This is a genomic window from Spirosoma sp., from assembly GCF_048594605.1.
In the GTDB taxonomy this organism is placed as follows: domain Bacteria; phylum Bacteroidota; class Bacteroidia; order Cytophagales; family Spirosomataceae; genus Spirosoma.
Genome location: NZ_JBMDWV010000422.1, coordinates 14,465 through 29,338 on the forward strand (window position 1 = coordinate 14,465; position 14,874 = coordinate 29,338).

Genomic DNA, 14,874 nt, shown 5'->3' on the forward strand with positions numbered 1-14,874 from the left:
AGAAACTTCCCAGAACCATTTGCCCTGACAGATAAGTGTGTTTCAAACGGCTGTTCTGTTTGGCAATGATGCGGATGGTAAATAATCGATAGACTACTCTTTTCACTCAATTGCCGGAAAGCTTTTGTTAAGCTGATCTGAGCCGTATGACACGGCTCGGCAAATCACTATAATAAACCATGACGAACGAACACAGCCCGAAAACTTCCCGTTGCTACGTCTTACTGCGGTGGGTACTGCTCATAATAAGTCTACTCACCCTATTTTCTGTGGAGCGGGCGTTCGCTCAAACCACCAGGATGGTACGTATTGCTAAAATCGTGGTTGACCCGGCGCAATTAGACGCTTACAAGGCGGCCCTCAAAGAAGAAATTGAATCGTCGATGCGGCTGGAACCGGGTGTACTAACGCTGTATGCCACTACCGAAAAAGAAAATCCGACGCACATTACCATTCTGGAAATTTATGCAGACACTAATGCTTACAAAGTGCATACGCAAACCCCACATTTCCTGAAGTACAAAACTGGAACAAAGGACATGGTTAAGTCGCTGGAACTGATTGAGGTTGATCCATTAATACCCGATATAAAAATTAGGAAATAGGTAGTGAACGTAGCATTAATTACGTACTAATTAACCACAGGCGTATTTGTTCAATGACCCTCTGGTTTGCTGCCCGTAATTTCAGTGGCTTTTCATATCTCCTGGGTAGCATGAATAGCTGAAAATTTACCGTGACTGGCGGCTGAGTTGTATTCGTTACAAACCTTGAAAGCCCTTTCCATGCAAAGACCGGTCAGTTTTAGAACTCTATTTCCTAAAACTGACCGGTCTTTAACAAAAACAATTGTTTATACGTAGCAACCCTGCCTAGTCGCTGCCTTCCAGCTTAACCAGTTTATTGTATAAGCCAAGTAACAGGAAAGGAGCCGCCCACTGCCCTATAAATAAACTCCGTTTGGGGTCTGTAGTGAACTGCAAATAGGCTGAAACGCCCATGGAAGCCAGGGCCGCCCATAGAAACAGATCGGAAGGGAGTTTGGCGGTCTGCTGTTCAATAGTTTTGGCTACCGGCCCTTCTTTGTGCTCTGGATTGTCTGATGGATTCATGCTGATAGAATTAAGTTGAGTAATAAAAAAGAAAAATGATTACGCATTTTTTAGAGTATTATTTAGAGACATGAATTCGAGTAGAGTAGTCGTGACCACCACCCCAATTAACGCCTGCTGAAGCAGTCCTTTTCGATTGTATTTCCAATCGGCTTTCATGCCTTTTTCGGCCAAAATGTTAGGAATGTGGCCTCGTTTAAGATCATCCACGATACCCTCCACTACGTTGACCCGATCGGCAATCAGCAAGGGGAGCCAGTGACCATATTCCGACTCGCTGAACCGGAATGCCCAACGGCGAATCTGCCCACTGAGCCCTGTCGGTGGAGTGGACGTACCGAATACGGCACTTACGTTTGGCCGTTCGTTTGAGTGCAAAACCTCCACATCTATTGGTTGCTGAGGGGGTCGTTCCCAGTTATAACCTCGCGGTCCTACTGGTTCGCCGTTCGTTTCGGTCCGATGTCTGATTGGATACGTAGGATCATTCTGGGGATTTGCATCAATACCCCAGCCTAAAATATGTGAATAATCGTCGGCATTCACTGCTTTGTTTTCCATAATACGTTGGCTTTACCCTCTGGCCGAAGGCGGAATGAGAACGGGTTTTATGCAATTATCCAGTTTGTTGGAAAAGATGTTGTAGGCTTCAGCAACCTCTTCCAGTGGCACGCGGTGCGTAATCATTGCTTTGGGGTTGAGCACGCCGTTCTGGACATGATCGATCAGACGCGGCAGCAGTCGTTTTACTGACGTCTGATTTGCCCGAATTGTAATTCCTTTATTCACTACGTTGCCAATAGGAACCAGGTTATCGGTTGGGCCGTACACGCCCACAATCGAAACGACCCCGCCTTTGCGTACCGAGTTAATAGCCCAGTGCAGCGCTGTGGCCGAACCTGCCTGAATCAGTAATTTTCGTCCCGTAATGGTTTGCAGAGGACTTCCAGCCGCTTCGGCACCCACTGCATCAATGCATACATCGGCCCCCATCCAGTCCGTCATTTTCTTCACAAACAGCACAGGGTCGTCCATTTCTTTAAAATTATAGGCTTCGCAGGGTGCGTAATTCCGAACAAATTCAAGGCGGTAATCGATATGATCAATAACAATAACCCGTCCGGCTCCAAACAGCCAGGCACATCGGGCCGCCATGATTCCTACTGGTCCGGCTCCAAACACCACGACCGTATCGCCGGGTTGAATACCGCCCATCTCAGCTGCCTGATAGCCAGTCGGTACTACGTCGGTCAGCAAAACAGCATCGTCGGGGTCCATACCCGGCGGAATGACAGTGGGGCTAACATCAGCATACGGTACCCGAACGTATTCAGCCTGTCCCCCATCGAAGCCGCCCGCTGTGTGCGAATAGCCAAAAATGCCACCCACGGCTGTTGCCTGCGGATTCGACTCATGACAATTACCGTATAACCCCTGCTGACAGAAGGAACACTTGCCGCAGGCGATATTGAACGGCACAATTACAGTATCACCCACTTTCAGTTTCTGCACATCCGGGCCGATCTCTTCCACCACACCGATAAATTCATGGCCAAAGGTCATGCCCACGCGTGTATCGGGTACGTTGCCGTTGTAGAGGTGCAGATCAGACCCACAGATGCAGGAACGGGTAACCCGCACAATGGCGTCCTGAGGATGTTTGATTTCAGGATAGGGTTTATGATCGATTCGAACCCGCCGGGGTCCCCGGTAATTCATGGCTAACATAGGCTTTGTCCAGTTTGCGCTTAAGAGGTTTATTAATTTTGATTCGGCGAACTTCCCGTTTTGGTGCTGGATTTTGGGCCGGGCTTTGCTGCACGACCAGCTGCTGACGATTCAGTACTGTTGGCTGACCGACTGGCAGCGGCTGTTGATCCTTTCGCCGATGCGCGGCTTTGTTGCTGTTCCTTTTCTTTACTATAGGGAACCCCTTTACCTTCCAGCTGGCTGTTGGTTGCTTTACTACCGTTATTCGCAGGAGTTGGAGAAGCCCCCCGCTGGCCTTTGGCGGCTCCTGTTGTCGACTGAGCCCATACGCTCACGCATCCAGTCAGAAGGATTACAGTAAACAGCATTCGTAGTTTTTTCATACGTAGTGTCAATTAATTAAAGTAGTATTGAACTGATACGTTGATAAGCTAACCGAATCCGGTACGATGTCAGTTATTTGTTTCGGCAGAAGTAAGGAAACGGGCAGGCAGCGCAGCCACAACGAAACCTATTCTGACAATGAATAGCTTCTTAGCGGATGCTATCAGCGGCCTTTTTAGACAATAGAACCGCATCTATTCCATGCACTACCCCATTCGACTGGCGATTATCCGGGGCATCTATATCGACTGATTTACCTCGTTCGTCCGTAAGCGTTAAGCGTCCGTTAGCACCAAGTTCGGCTACCAGCGTGTTTCCTGCTATTGTTTGAAGTTGGGCTTTACCTCCATTTGTCTTGATCCGCTTTGTCAGCTCCGCTACGTCAATCGTACCCTGCACCACATGATAGGATAATAATTGTTTCAGGTCATCACTGTTTCGACCTTCCAGCAAACTGGCCTGTAACGAAGCAGGCATTTTTTTGAAGGCGGTGTTGGAGGGCGCAAACAGCGTATAAGGCCCATTTTCCTTTAAGGTACGGTACAAATCTGCAGACTGCAGGGCGTTCTGCAACGTAGTGTAATTAGGAGAGGACGCAATAAAGTCGTGGATGCTGGTATTACGTTCGGTGCTGCCTGCCACTACCGCTGGGGTCGGTGCTTTTTTAGCGCCCGTTACGGCCGGTGCTGTACCGGTCTTGGGCGCTTCATTTATTGTCGATGATGCGCCGGGAGTTCTGGGCGCAGCGTCTGATGAAGCCCCTCCCTGCAAACTGGTTGGATCGGTTGTTACGGACGGATTGCTTCCCACGCCCGTAGGTGCATTCGTTACGTTGTTGCTGTTGTAATTGGTTGAATTACTGTTATTGACGGCTGTACCATTGGCGGCCGAACTTTGCCGGTATTGTCCGGCTGCCGGGGTTGCAGACGTACCCGAACGCGTGCCCTGATTAGCCGAATTAGTTGTTGTTTGCGCTAGACTGGTTAAATTCATCAACGGCACACCTACAGCCAGCAGATGAATCATTTGCTTTGTTTTCATAACGTAGTTGTTTATCTGTCAGCAAGCGCCTTTGAGTGGATCGCAGCCAATTAGGCTAACTCATTACGTCGACTAACATGCAGAAACAGAAGGCTAGAGTGAGGCAACGGCCTATAGCCTGACCAGCGTTTATACGTGCACGGATTGACTATTTCTGTGGACTGAGGACCATCTTCACCGAGTCATTGCGGATTACAAGCCCTTTATCCTGCTTTTGGACTCCGTAGGCGGTTTTATTAATAAAAAGGCTATCGTTTTCAAACCTCCAGGTGAACGGAATATCATTGGACAGCATCCCGGTCTGAATATGCGTTGTGCCTTTTCCACCTTCACTAAAGTTATAAACCGCCTTCGAATTACGAAGGGCATCCAGTCGGGTGCTGTCTAGGGTACGGGTTGAATCAATGTTATAGGTAACCTGAAATTGTTTGTTAATAAAATCCAGATCACGAACGCCGTTTTCACAGCTGATTGACAAGGCGACTGAAAGTAGCCAAAGGCTACGTACTAAGTGTTTCATAACGAGATCGATAACCTTACAGTGGCTATTCACCGAATTGATTGGGCTTATCAGCGCTCTTTTTGCGGCCGTTGCTTCAACGTACTCTTGTCGATTGATGCGTGTGCGGATCATACCTTTCCTTTATAGTCCCAATGGTCTTTGATGACTTTTCCATCAGCGCCTTTGAGCAACCGACGGGCATACTGATCGCCTTTAATTATTCCTCGATCATCAGCTTGTCCAATAAATAACAGAACGGGATTTCCATCTTCATCGGTTTTAGTCGCTACGTCGTAGCGGCCAAAGCGAAAAGTTACCATCTGTAACGGTTCGTATTTCTTAGTAAGGTGTTTAAGCAGACGCTCCCCTATTTTCATGACTCATTGCTGTTTTAATACGTCTCTGAGGTGATTCATAAGCGACGCCAGTGAGAGTTGTTACCTATTCTGACGTCAAAGCTCAGTTTCAATAACTGCCCTTTTCTACTGCCGTCGGGGCAAATCGTTTACCCAAAATCGATCCAAGTGAGGAAATGGGGCTTATTCGATTCGCGAATCACAACGGCTGGCCATTTCCTCACTTTACGAATCGCTAGTCCTGCCGTCAGCCAGCTACAGAGGTTAATAACAGCACAAGCTGATTAGACAATAACTTTTTGTACAGATGACCAAAAACGTTTATACGATGCTAGTGGGGCTATCGCTGCTAGCTTGCTCAACTCAGGAACGGGACAACATGGATACCGGCAGTGCAGCCGGATTGGGTGATGGACAGATAGCACGGCGGGTCACCGGCGTATGGTTGTTGAGTACAGACTACCACTACCAGGAGCCGTGTAATTACTTGCCCGAGGAATTTATCCGAAATCTGTTTCAGCTGGACGACAAAATCGAACTAACCAAGAACAGTGAGCTAGATCGTTGCGAACTAAGCTGGGGACCCAATAAAATCGGCTTCTATCTGGAAAGTGATAAACCCTTCGAGTCAGTCTATCAATCGGAATACCATTTCAATAAGCTTTTCGAGCCGCAGGCTAATAAAGCCGCTGATAAAGAAGCGACGTCAAAGCCTGTCCTGTTTGGTCCTGACCCGCAGGGAACGGGTGCCGAAACGCCTGCCAGCACAACAACCACCAGTGCCGCACAGGACTCCGCTCGTGGGGCCGATCCAGCCGCTCCTATTGCCGGTATAACCAAGCCAACTCCTCCTCTGGTAGCTCCGGCTCAAAATACGGCCACGGGAGAAGCCGTTGCGGGAGTGGGCGACAAAGCTATATGGGAGCCGGGAAAGAAATCGCTTCACGTACTGTTCAACAATCATGTGTTCAGCGTAACGGCTCAGATGGCTGGTGATACGGCTAAAATCCGGCAAGGCTGCATTAGCCTGGCCAAAATTGTAATCGAATCGCTCAACGAAAAAAGAGGCCATAGTTAATGCGCAAAAAATGAATATGCCAGCCCCTTAAAAATCGCTATACAAACTTCTATACTTTTCTATTGATCTAAAGAAAACCGGAACGTATTAGCTGATATTCATATTGCCGTTTTCTCATTGAATTTTCAGCAAATAAAATACTGGTATTTACATAAGACCAAAGAAAGTAAATACGCTTAATGTAGTTTAGTGAACGGCAAATGGCCAGCCCCCGGAGGGCTGGCTAATATGTTAAGTAATGTGCTGCAAAATCCAGGGTAAATACGTATTGATACGACTGACGTATTGATAAAAAATAAGCCCCGTATTGCCAATGCAGACGGGGCGTCCTCTTATTCACGCTCAAGTTTTTCCGGTATAAAAACTTGAATATTAGAACGTTCAAAGTGCTCTTTGGCACGCTTCAGGCTCAAGAATAATTCATTTTCCAGCTTACTTACACCGCTAAAAAGCAGATACGTATGTTTTACTCTGCCCTTCTCTTTCTTACTGGTAATTGATCGAATTTTATCCTTGGCTAATGTCAGATCGGCTGTAGTGTAATACACTACGTCGCCAACAAAAAATTCAAACATTTTTAACCAAAAACCAGGGGAAGTATTTCTCTGGCCTTCTAAAATAAAACACGTTACTGCTTCTATTAATTCTGCAAAGTCGGAATTAATTAGCCTTAACTATCAATAAAAATTTTCGTTCTTACTGAATAAATTAAATTACCAGCGTTTACTAATTTTTATTATCACTAATCTTAATTATTTTTAGTTATTATCCTGTCGGCTGATCTGGCGGCAGTCTGCAACCATTATGTTATGAAAGCAGCGTATGACCTTAAGCGATTTATAGAGGCCCAGCAGCACGATTACAGCCGGGCATTAGCCGAAATCAGGAACGGCCGAAAGCAGAGCCACTGGATGTGGTACATATTTCCACAGATTTCGGGATTAGGTTTCAGTGAGATGGCAAAGTTCTATGCGATTGCAAACCTACAGGAAGCCAGTGCTTATTTAGCCCATCCTGTTCTGGGTAGCCGGCTGATTGAGATAACGACGGCCTTACTTAACATTCATGGAAAAACAGCGAATCAGATTATGGGGAGCCCCGATGATCTGAAACTACGGTCAAGCATGACCTTGTTCAGTTTAGTCAACAATGCAGATCCGGTATTTCAGGCTGTTTTGGCCAAATTTTTCGACAATTCGCCGGACCCAAAAACAGTAGATATTCTTAAAAGCGCCCACTAAATCATGGCGTACATTTCTGCCAAAATCGATTATAGGCAGACTACTACATAATAAAAAACAACAGGACCGACTGGTATAGTCGGTCCTGCGCTTAAAAACAGCCAGAGCAGGCTTTACATTTTGCCATTGATTTGCTGAGCTACTTTCAGATGTGTTTTCACTAAAGGGTGAGCGGCTTTTCCAATACCTTTCAGGCTGGCATCTGATGCGCTGGACTCTACTTTCGACATAACCTTGTCGAGTTTCTCATGGCCTTTTACCCCACTTTCCTGGATATACATTTTATCCAAAGATGCACCCGACATTCCTTGTAATTTCGTTACCATCGTCTGCGTTTCGGCATCGGGTTCAGAGGGTAACGTAACGCCTTTCGCGCTGGCAATTTCCTGTAATTTCGCTGACAGTCCGGTTTGTTCGTCTACTTCAGCCTGCGCAAACTGGCGTACTTCCGGGCTGCTGGCCTGTTGTGCGGCTATCCGACTGACCATCAATTGCATCATACCACCCTTTGCCACTTCCATCATCAGACTTTGATCGGCGCTGGAGAGTTTAGATGAGGTAGCCGACACGGCCGATACGGCAGCTGCGCCTTTTTTGTTCTGATTGTCGAATTCGGTTTTGGATTCTTTACCCACCATGTTGGTCGTACCCGAACTTGTGTTGCCACTATTCTGCTGAGCGAACGTAGCACCGGTCATTAGTAAGGCCATCATCAGGCCAAGAGTCATCGATTTGGTTTTCATAACGTAATGTAATTGCTCGTAAATAATAAGTGATTAGACCGGTTTAACGTAGCGTTTTAGCCGATTGTTTGGCGATTATCTCCTTCTTTCAGGTTTCGGTCCGTTCCCTAACTTTCCTGCTGAATATCAGGCCATAATGATTTCTCATGTCGTATTTCTGCCTGTTTATTAATTGATTAAACGGTCGGATCTGCTTCGCTCAACAAACCGGCGGCTAACCAGCCTGACGGGCAACCGAACGACTCAAATTTTTCATCAATTGCCGATCAGGCTTCGACCGGGTTTGTCTCAGAATCTTTGGCGGATTTTCTGTCGGTGTATTTTTGGGCCTCCTTGGGTAAGCGCATTGCCCATATAAAAACAACGATCATACCGAGCCCACAGAAGATGAACGGGGCCACTGTGCTTACACCCGACAACAGGCTGTTTACCAAAGCTGATACAAAGCTGGCTAACCCACCCAGTGCCTGAATATTGCCGAACATCTCGCCCTGACCACCGCCCTCTTTAATCATAATTGAGAGCAGGCTACCCGTTAAACCCGTCATAACAGAAACGGTCAGGGCATCCACGCCTGACACTACGTAGAAGAGCGTTACGGATGATTCCGAAAAGGCGTAAAACCCTTGTATCACTACACTCAGCAAGGCCAGAAAGAGAATCACCTTCCGCTTATTGACCCGATGAGCAATGAACGTGAAGAAAACGATGTTGGCTAACAGCGCCAGCCCCCCAAAATACAGAAAGAACTGAGCCGTTTGGCGGGGAGTCATGAGCAGGTCACTTTCTGTTAAAAAAGCGACGAAAAAAGAGTAATAGCCCATGCCTAACGTAGCTAGCATGTTCAGGATAAATACAGGCTTCACGCCCGGTAGCTCTTCATTGGCATCTGAAAGTTGTTTCCATAATGAAACAACTTTCAGAGAACTACCCGCTTTTTTTGCAAGGTCATTAAGCTCAACCGGCTCTTTTTTCGGGTTAGTTTCCTTAAATAGGAACGCCAGTCCAATATTCAGAACACCTATTGCCAGAAACAGCATCACCGTAGGTAAGGGACTAATTCGCCCTCCGCTGTAAGCCAGCATCAACCAGCCTGCTCCCATTGGCCCAACGACAGGACCTGCACCGACGATAAAACTTAGAATCCCCGAGTATTTGAGCAGTTCATCTTTTTCGGTAACATCCGCCATAGACGAACGCATCACGGAATACAGACCATTGGTAGCGCCTTTAAAACATCGATTGGCTACGTAGCCCCAGGTTTGAACCGGCAACAACAGCAGCGTCGAAAACAGCGAAGCAATCGTAGTAGCAATGACCACTGGACGTCGTCCGCGCTGGTCGGACCATTGACCAATAGCAGGGGAAAAAGCAAGTTGAACAGCCAGCATCAAGGCAGTTCCAGCCGTCAGCAGAACAGGTTTGGCGGGCAGATTAATAACATAATCGGAGATTAAAGCACCTAAGCCATTCGCAGCGATGATGTCTAAAAAAGCAATAGTGAAAATAAGAATTAATGGGTGTTTTTTTAACATCACGTTGAGAAGCCAGGTGTATTCTAAAAGATTGTTTACTTGTTACGTTCCCAGCGCAAATACGGTTTTGGGAATGTGTGTAATTCGACAGGCCAGGTCTGATTCGCCCGAGGCAACAACGTAGTAGTCACCTATATCGACAAGGCCCGTGGTAAAAACTACGTCGGACAGATAGAGCTGGTCTTTAATAGGTTCGGTCAGGGCCGGGTTCGCTTCGAGTACGGGTTTCGTATCCTCCAGATGCCGAATCTGACTGGGGTTCTGTGCATCCAGTATCGCCCAGAAGGTGCGGTAAATACCAACGACTCCCTGCAACTCAACGCCGTGATAAAGCATCAGCCAGCCATCGTCCGTCAGAATGGGTTGTGTGCCACCGCCCAGTTTCATCGTCGAAGCGGAGCCTTTGCGAGCCCGAATGAACGGTTCATCGAGCGGTTTCCAGTGCAGGCCATCCGGCGATTGAGCCAGGTTGATAGATGGCCCTGGATAATATTGACTGGCCGGACGTGTCGCAAAATACAAATCCCCCAGAGGACGCGTAAGAGCAAAAAACTTCCCGTCTATTTTGCCCTCAAAGAAGACCATATCTTTATTCTGATGATCCAGAATAATGCCCTGCAACTCGTACGTAAGCCCATCGGTTGAAGTATACAGGGTGGTCGAGTGTCGCTCCGAACTAACCGAGCAGGTAGTCATGTAATACGTATCGTCAATCTTTGTAATACGCGCGTCCTCGACTCCATACTCCTGATACGTTCGCTGTGGAGCAATAATCTTGTCGTAATGAATCTGAATGACACTGGTTCCGTCGGGTGTTAGCTCTACCGGCAGTAGCCACGACAAGGAAGTCAGCGCCATTACTTTGTACGGATTTCCCAGCAGCTGAAACTTGCGCGGATCAGCCGCATTTACACTACTAAGCGGATACGTATCGAGCTGATACCCTGCTTCAGCATCCCATCGAATTGCATGAATAATCTCTCCAATAATTGGCTGGTTAAGCGCTTCAGCGACCCGAATCATAATCAACAGATTTCCGTTAGGCAACCGCGCCAGTCCAGGATTGAAAGCCCCCAGCACGTACGTATCTGCCTGAATCGTCTTACGTATCGGTGAGTAGCCCAGATCAATATCATTCGGCGAAAAAATGAGTTTATCTACTGAAAAATTCATAAACGGCTATTTCAAAATTGGCCTACCCTAACCTGTTCAAATCCACTTAGAACAGAGCTGGTACGTTCCGATCCCGAAGAGGTTGCATCATGTTATCTCTTCATGGTTAACAGGCAGTAGCACTGTCTTCCACTAGACACATGTCATCCCTTCAGGGTCGGAACGTAACAACCCTGCTCTCCGGGGTTTCTGACAGTTTCTTAAATAAGTTGTAAATGCGGGCGTATCTGTACCGAAACGACGTCGCAACGCTGGGGCTGGCTTAGAATATAGTGCACACAGACCGCAATGTCTTCCGCCCGCAGCATATCGCCTTTCTGTTGCCGTTCGCGTTCTTCGTCGGGCGTAGTTGCCTGCATATCCGATCCAACGGCACCCGGCTCAACCAGACTTACCTTGATTCCCTGCGGATTAATTTCCTTCCGTAAGCTTTCGGCAAATCCCTGAATGGCGGACTTGGTCGCTACGTATACCGAGCTTCCTTCTTCCCGCACATCAGCACTCATCGAACCAACTAGCACGATATGTCCGCGTCCTTGCGGTTTCATGCGGTTCAGAGCCTCTTTGGTCGTGGCCAGATACCCCATCAGATTCGTTTCTATGACGTAGCGCCAGTCGGAGTCAGTCATCTCGTCAATAGATTCTGCACCAAGAGCGGCACAGTTAATGAGAATATCCAGCCCGCCCAACGTATCGTCAGCCAGTTGAAAGACGCGCTGGATATCTTCTGCCCGGGCGATATCGGCCACTATGCCTTCGGCCCGCAAGTTCATCCCACGAAGCTCCGAAAGCACTTCGTCCAGAGGCTCCTGATGCCGTCCGAACGTAACAATGCTGGCCCCGTACGAACCCAGTAACAGAGCGATGGCACGGCCTATACCCGTTGTACCGCCTGTGATCAGGATTCGTTTGTTAACCAATGATTCTACCGCAGTGTGCGGATTATGTTGTTCCATAACGTTTTGTTTTAAAAAGACTTACTACTCTTTAGACCATTCCAGCCGCAGCCGAAGGTTACCCTTTACACGATATTCCTGATAGGTTTTTTCTTTTTCTTCAGGCTTGAGAGGCTGACTGGCTTTATCATCTTCATCCACTAGCTCTACATTGGGTAACTGCCGTCCTTTTGCCAGCAGGCGCACCCGGCATTCGTAATCGGCGGTGCCACTCAGCCGAAAAACAGCGTATCCACTATCTTTTCCTGTTATCTGATACTCCGAATGGTAAATCGGATAGTCGCAGTACAGAATGACCGGTACGTCCTCAAAACGTTTGTAGGAATAAGTAGCCAGAATATACGCCAGAGCCCCTCCGTAAACTTCCTGCCCAACGGCACCGGCCTGCTTCCAGCCTGTCGAAATATCTTCCAGTGGAATAGGCAAATCCGGAATGATACGTCCTTCCCGCGGCTCCTGACTCAGCATATCCGGCGGCAGTTCAGTCGGAAAGTAATACCGGGCCCGGTGCAACAGATATTTTGTATACTCGGAAAACAACACCCGAACCGGCTTGGGTACGTCCGACCCGATTTCCTTCAGGTAATTAAGCATCGTCGCCATGATTTCGGCTTCTTCATAGGCAGCCAGGTATTCGGCATCTTTCAGCGGAGCTACCCCCATGAACGTAGTACGGAGCTGACCAAAACCGAAGTTGCATTCCCACATCCACAGCCGGGCTACTAAGTTGGCAAGGCTAAGCCGACTCAGATCGAAATACAGCCGGTTGCCCGTAATTTTCCATAGCTTACCCAGCGTCAGCGCGCTCATGATGGTGATGTTCGACTGATACAGTAGGTCAAACCCTTTGCCCCGTAGCCGTTCCGCCGATTTTTCGGCTTCTTTCAGGTATCTTGGATCTTTTGTCAGTTCATAAGCCTGAATCATGACGTGGGTAAATAACCCGGCTACGTCGATCTCTCCACCCTGCCCTTCACTCGTTTCAGCCTTGATGATGGCAAGAGTCCGGCTATCGTAAAAAACCGGCCAGTTATACCCAAATTTATGGGCGGCACCGATAGCAAACTCCAGCGAGCGAAACAGCAGTTCTTTAGCCTCCGTATCGCCTTTTTCAGCCAGCCGTCCCAGGTTCATCAAGGTATGCAGCAGATACCAGGAGTCGATCTTGTTATGATCCTCCTCTTCGCTTGTCTGCTCTTTCTGGAAAGGTTCTCCCGGCAGCCAGCGCATTAGCGTAGCTTTTTTCGGATCGTAAAACGTGTACAGGTTTTTATGCAGCAAGTCTACCAGCGGTACGGTTTCTCCCAGCCATTCCTGATATTCCCAGAGCGGTACCAGAATGGCCAATTGCACCATGCTTTCGGGCGGCTTCTGCGTAGCGCTAACGTACGCATTCACGTAGAACTGGTTCCTGATTCGTCGACCACAATCGGGCGATTCAGCAAGAGCCTCAATGGTACGTTCGGCAGCTTTTGGCCAGTCGTAATACGTAGTATCTGGCTTAGGCAATTGTTTGTAAACACAGGCTATGGCCTCCAGGAAGAAATCACCCGCTTCAAATTCATTTCCGTGTACGTTATCGCTTAGATACAGAAATGCATCGGACAGCACAATCTCTTTTCCAGCCTGCAGGGGTTGTTCAGCGGTCGGCAGGGCAAATCCGATCTCAGGCCACTCAGCCCCTACACTGCCACTGGGATCGGTATGGGTCATCTGACAGTAATCATTGAGAGACGTCAGATTCTGGAAATAGAATACCGTTCCTTCAAACGGCTTGGTTACCGACAGATAAGCCAGCCCGGCTGTAGGACCGCTCTGCGTTACGTAGAGCATCCCTTCAGTCGTAGTAGGATCGCCGTGTTCATCGAGTATGTATATATCCCTCGGAAACGCCTGAACGATAAAATCCTGCTGAGGCTTCAGTGACGTTGTGCAACGTAACATCATAGGCTCGTCAAGGCAGCGTTCTATTTTTACGCGAAAAACCCCCAGTGATCCATCGATGCGATATTCGGCGGAATGATCGGTTTTTTTGGAAAGTTTAACGGATTGAATCGTTTGCGGATCGAAACAGGTACGTATGGCCAGTTTTCCTCCTGCGCCGAACGTGTAGATGATCCAGAATGAGTTGGGCGTGAGGCAGGCCTGTAGCGTACCCTGGTCAAACTGCCAGGGAATGTCCTGCTCGTCTGTTGCCTGTTTGAAATGATCCTGTAGTCCGACGACCCACTGCGAGGACTGTTCTGATTTGGTGACGGCTTGCCAAGGAACTGTAGTGTCTGAGGTAGCCATAGGGAGTATTTTAGGCGTTAATGGTTATGGATTAACTGCCAACCTCCGCCTGCCGATCAGGAAAAGTAAGAAAACGGTCCTTAATGAATACCTTGCCTATTGCCCTCACGGAATTACCTCCAACAGCCCGTTCGAACACTCAAAAAGTGGCTCACTCCTACATAAAACCTTACTGTAGATGCCCTTCAAAAGAATTGCCCCCTCAGGTCAGAGGGAATCTCCTGACCTGAGGGGGCAATTCTTTTCTTCGAACCAGCTCTTATTTTATCACTTCATTCGTTTGGCGGTAGACTCAAACATATTCATCAGCGAGCCTTTCAAATTGTCGTCGTCCACTTTGGTCAGTTCAATCGGGATTACGCCTGCCTGAGCCGTGTCGAAGTAAATGGTTAGTTTCGTTCCTTCTTCCTCGATTTTTGTAATAGGGATAGCTGCGGTTTGCTTACCCGTCAGGTCTTTCAGTTCACCGGTCAGCTTACCGTCTTTTCGAGTGAGTTCGGTGCCAAGCTTTGCGTCACCTTCGGGTGTGCCCACAACCGTAATTTCCCATTTTCCCGCAAAAAAGTCTGTTGGCGGAGTGGCTTGAGAAAAGCCTTTAACGGCAAAACCGAAGACCAGAAAGAAGAGAATAAGACTTGTTTTTTTCATTGTACGAAGGATTTAAACGTGAAAATAGTCGGGTTTATTAAGTGAAAAATTGATACGTATTTATCGAAGCTGTTCAAACTTGTCTTATTGGCTAAAACTAGAG

The 14,874-nt window shown here is 47.9% G+C and carries 17 protein-coding genes; 3 read left to right on the forward strand and 14 right to left on the reverse strand.

Going from position 1 to position 14,874, the window contains the following annotated elements:
* The first annotated feature begins 179 nt into the window (after positions 1 to 179).
* A complete protein-coding gene (locus tag ACOJS8_RS26415) occupies positions 180 to 605 on the forward strand; it encodes a putative quinol monooxygenase (protein WP_420151554.1) in 426 nt (141 codons plus the stop codon).
* Between the two features lie 267 nt (positions 606 to 872).
* Here the strand turns inward: ACOJS8_RS26415 and ACOJS8_RS26420 are convergent, their stop codons facing one another.
* From ACOJS8_RS26420 to ACOJS8_RS26450, 7 genes are all read right to left on the reverse strand, one after another.
* A complete protein-coding gene (locus ACOJS8_RS26420; protein WP_420151555.1) occupies positions 873 to 1,112 on the reverse strand; it encodes a hypothetical protein in 240 nt (79 codons plus the stop codon).
* A 39-nt stretch (positions 1,113 to 1,151) separates the two neighbouring features.
* On the reverse strand, positions 1,152 to 1,673 hold the full coding sequence (locus ACOJS8_RS26425; protein WP_420151556.1) for a hypothetical protein: 522 nt from the start codon (positions 1,671 to 1,673) through the stop codon (positions 1,152 to 1,154).
* A 12-nt stretch (positions 1,674 to 1,685) separates the two neighbouring features.
* Positions 1,686 to 2,840 (reverse strand): zinc-dependent alcohol dehydrogenase, encoded by a 1,155-nt coding sequence (locus ACOJS8_RS26430; RefSeq protein ID WP_420151557.1) that lies wholly within the window; start codon positions 2,838 to 2,840, stop codon positions 1,686 to 1,688.
* Between the two features lie 32 nt (positions 2,841 to 2,872).
* Positions 2,873 to 3,205, reverse strand: coding sequence for a hypothetical protein (locus ACOJS8_RS26435; protein ID WP_420151558.1), 333 nt, complete (start codon positions 3,203 to 3,205; stop codon positions 2,873 to 2,875).
* Between the two features lie 151 nt (positions 3,206 to 3,356).
* Complete coding sequence (locus tag ACOJS8_RS26440; RefSeq protein ID WP_420151559.1) at positions 3,357 to 4,247, reverse strand: fasciclin domain-containing protein; 891 nt, start codon at positions 4,245 to 4,247, stop codon at positions 3,357 to 3,359.
* A 148-nt stretch (positions 4,248 to 4,395) separates the two neighbouring features.
* Positions 4,396 to 4,881: a hypothetical protein gene (locus ACOJS8_RS26445; protein WP_420151560.1), complete on the reverse strand. Its 486-nt coding sequence runs from the start codon at positions 4,879 to 4,881 to the stop codon at positions 4,396 to 4,398.
* Positions 4,878 to 5,126: a hypothetical protein gene (locus ACOJS8_RS26450; RefSeq protein ID WP_420151561.1), complete on the reverse strand. Its 249-nt coding sequence runs from the start codon at positions 5,124 to 5,126 to the stop codon at positions 4,878 to 4,880. The genes ACOJS8_RS26445 and ACOJS8_RS26450 overlap by 4 nt, the downstream gene beginning before the upstream one ends.
* A gap of 286 nt (positions 5,127 to 5,412) precedes the next feature.
* Here ACOJS8_RS26450 and ACOJS8_RS26455 point away from each other — a divergent pair, with 286 nt between their 5' ends.
* Complete coding sequence (locus ACOJS8_RS26455; RefSeq protein WP_420151562.1) at positions 5,413 to 6,183, forward strand: hypothetical protein; 771 nt, start codon at positions 5,413 to 5,415, stop codon at positions 6,181 to 6,183.
* A 332-nt stretch (positions 6,184 to 6,515) separates the two neighbouring features.
* Here ACOJS8_RS26455 and ACOJS8_RS26460 read toward each other — a convergent pair whose 3' ends face one another.
* The gene (locus ACOJS8_RS26460) at positions 6,516 to 6,758 is read right to left on the reverse strand and encodes a hypothetical protein (RefSeq protein ID WP_420151563.1); all 243 of its coding nucleotides are present in this window, start codon (positions 6,756 to 6,758) and stop codon (positions 6,516 to 6,518) included.
* 234 nt (positions 6,759 to 6,992) lie between these two features.
* On the opposite strand from ACOJS8_RS26460, the gene ACOJS8_RS26465 reads away from it, so the two are divergent.
* Complete coding sequence (locus ACOJS8_RS26465; RefSeq protein WP_420151564.1) at positions 6,993 to 7,424, forward strand: DUF1810 domain-containing protein; 432 nt, start codon at positions 6,993 to 6,995, stop codon at positions 7,422 to 7,424.
* A gap of 113 nt (positions 7,425 to 7,537) precedes the next feature.
* Here the strand turns inward: ACOJS8_RS26465 and ACOJS8_RS26470 are convergent, their stop codons facing one another.
* From ACOJS8_RS26470 to ACOJS8_RS26495, 6 genes are all read right to left on the reverse strand, one after another.
* On the reverse strand, positions 7,538 to 8,167 hold the full coding sequence (locus ACOJS8_RS26470) for a DUF4142 domain-containing protein (RefSeq protein ID WP_420151565.1): 630 nt from the start codon (positions 8,165 to 8,167) through the stop codon (positions 7,538 to 7,540).
* Between the two features lie 266 nt (positions 8,168 to 8,433).
* Entirely contained in the window at positions 8,434 to 9,702 is a 1,269-nt protein-coding gene (locus ACOJS8_RS26475; protein ID WP_420151566.1) for an MFS transporter, read from the reverse strand.
* Positions 9,703 to 9,744: 42 nt separating this feature from the next.
* Positions 9,745 to 10,875, reverse strand: a complete 1,131-nt coding sequence (locus tag ACOJS8_RS26480) for a glycosidase (RefSeq protein WP_420151567.1) — start codon at positions 10,873 to 10,875, stop codon at positions 9,745 to 9,747.
* 200 nt (positions 10,876 to 11,075) lie between these two features.
* On the reverse strand, positions 11,076 to 11,831 hold the full coding sequence (locus ACOJS8_RS26485) for an SDR family oxidoreductase (protein ID WP_420151568.1): 756 nt from the start codon (positions 11,829 to 11,831) through the stop codon (positions 11,076 to 11,078).
* A 24-nt stretch (positions 11,832 to 11,855) separates the two neighbouring features.
* The gene (locus ACOJS8_RS26490) at positions 11,856 to 14,123 is read right to left on the reverse strand and encodes a hypothetical protein (RefSeq protein WP_420151569.1); all 2,268 of its coding nucleotides are present in this window, start codon (positions 14,121 to 14,123) and stop codon (positions 11,856 to 11,858) included.
* 267 nt (positions 14,124 to 14,390) lie between these two features.
* Positions 14,391 to 14,771 carry a hypothetical protein gene (locus ACOJS8_RS26495; protein WP_420151570.1) on the reverse strand — a complete coding sequence of 127 codons (381 nt, stop codon included), beginning with the start codon at positions 14,769 to 14,771 and terminating at the stop codon, positions 14,391 to 14,393.
* Positions 14,772 to 14,874: the final 103 nt, after the last annotated feature.

Bases quoted from the DNA above. Each gene is read 5' to 3' on its own strand.
- ACOJS8_RS26415 (WP_420151554.1), top strand. From the start codon at position 180: ATGACGAACGAACACAGCCCGAAAACTTCCCGTTGCTACGTCTTACTG.
- ACOJS8_RS26420 (WP_420151555.1), bottom strand. From the start codon at position 1,112: ATGAATCCATCAGACAATCCAGAGCACAAAGAAGGGCCGGTAGCCAAA.
- ACOJS8_RS26425 (WP_420151556.1), bottom strand. From the start codon at position 1,673: ATGGAAAACAAAGCAGTGAATGCCGACGATTATTCACATATTTTAGGC.
- ACOJS8_RS26430 (WP_420151557.1), bottom strand. From the start codon at position 2,840: ATGTTAGCCATGAATTACCGGGGACCCCGGCGGGTTCGAATCGATCAT.
- ACOJS8_RS26435 (WP_420151558.1), bottom strand. From the start codon at position 3,205: ATGAAAAAACTACGAATGCTGTTTACTGTAATCCTTCTGACTGGATGC.
- ACOJS8_RS26440 (WP_420151559.1), bottom strand. From the start codon at position 4,247: ATGAAAACAAAGCAAATGATTCATCTGCTGGCTGTAGGTGTGCCGTTG.
- ACOJS8_RS26445 (WP_420151560.1), bottom strand. From the start codon at position 4,881: ATGATCCGCACACGCATCAATCGACAAGAGTACGTTGAAGCAACGGCC.
- ACOJS8_RS26450 (WP_420151561.1), bottom strand. From the start codon at position 5,126: ATGAAAATAGGGGAGCGTCTGCTTAAACACCTTACTAAGAAATACGAA.
- ACOJS8_RS26455 (WP_420151562.1), top strand. From the start codon at position 5,413: ATGACCAAAAACGTTTATACGATGCTAGTGGGGCTATCGCTGCTAGCT.
- ACOJS8_RS26460 (WP_420151563.1), bottom strand. From the start codon at position 6,758: ATGTTTGAATTTTTTGTTGGCGACGTAGTGTATTACACTACAGCCGAT.
- ACOJS8_RS26465 (WP_420151564.1), top strand. From the start codon at position 6,993: ATGAAAGCAGCGTATGACCTTAAGCGATTTATAGAGGCCCAGCAGCAC.
- ACOJS8_RS26470 (WP_420151565.1), bottom strand. From the start codon at position 8,167: ATGAAAACCAAATCGATGACTCTTGGCCTGATGATGGCCTTACTAATG.
- ACOJS8_RS26475 (WP_420151566.1), bottom strand. From the start codon at position 9,702: ATGTTAAAAAAACACCCATTAATTCTTATTTTCACTATTGCTTTTTTA.
- ACOJS8_RS26480 (WP_420151567.1), bottom strand. From the start codon at position 10,875: ATGAATTTTTCAGTAGATAAACTCATTTTTTCGCCGAATGATATTGAT.
- ACOJS8_RS26485 (WP_420151568.1), bottom strand. From the start codon at position 11,831: ATGGAACAACATAATCCGCACACTGCGGTAGAATCATTGGTTAACAAA.
- ACOJS8_RS26490 (WP_420151569.1), bottom strand. From the start codon at position 14,123: ATGGCTACCTCAGACACTACAGTTCCTTGGCAAGCCGTCACCAAATCA.
- ACOJS8_RS26495 (WP_420151570.1), bottom strand. From the start codon at position 14,771: ATGAAAAAAACAAGTCTTATTCTCTTCTTTCTGGTCTTCGGTTTTGCC.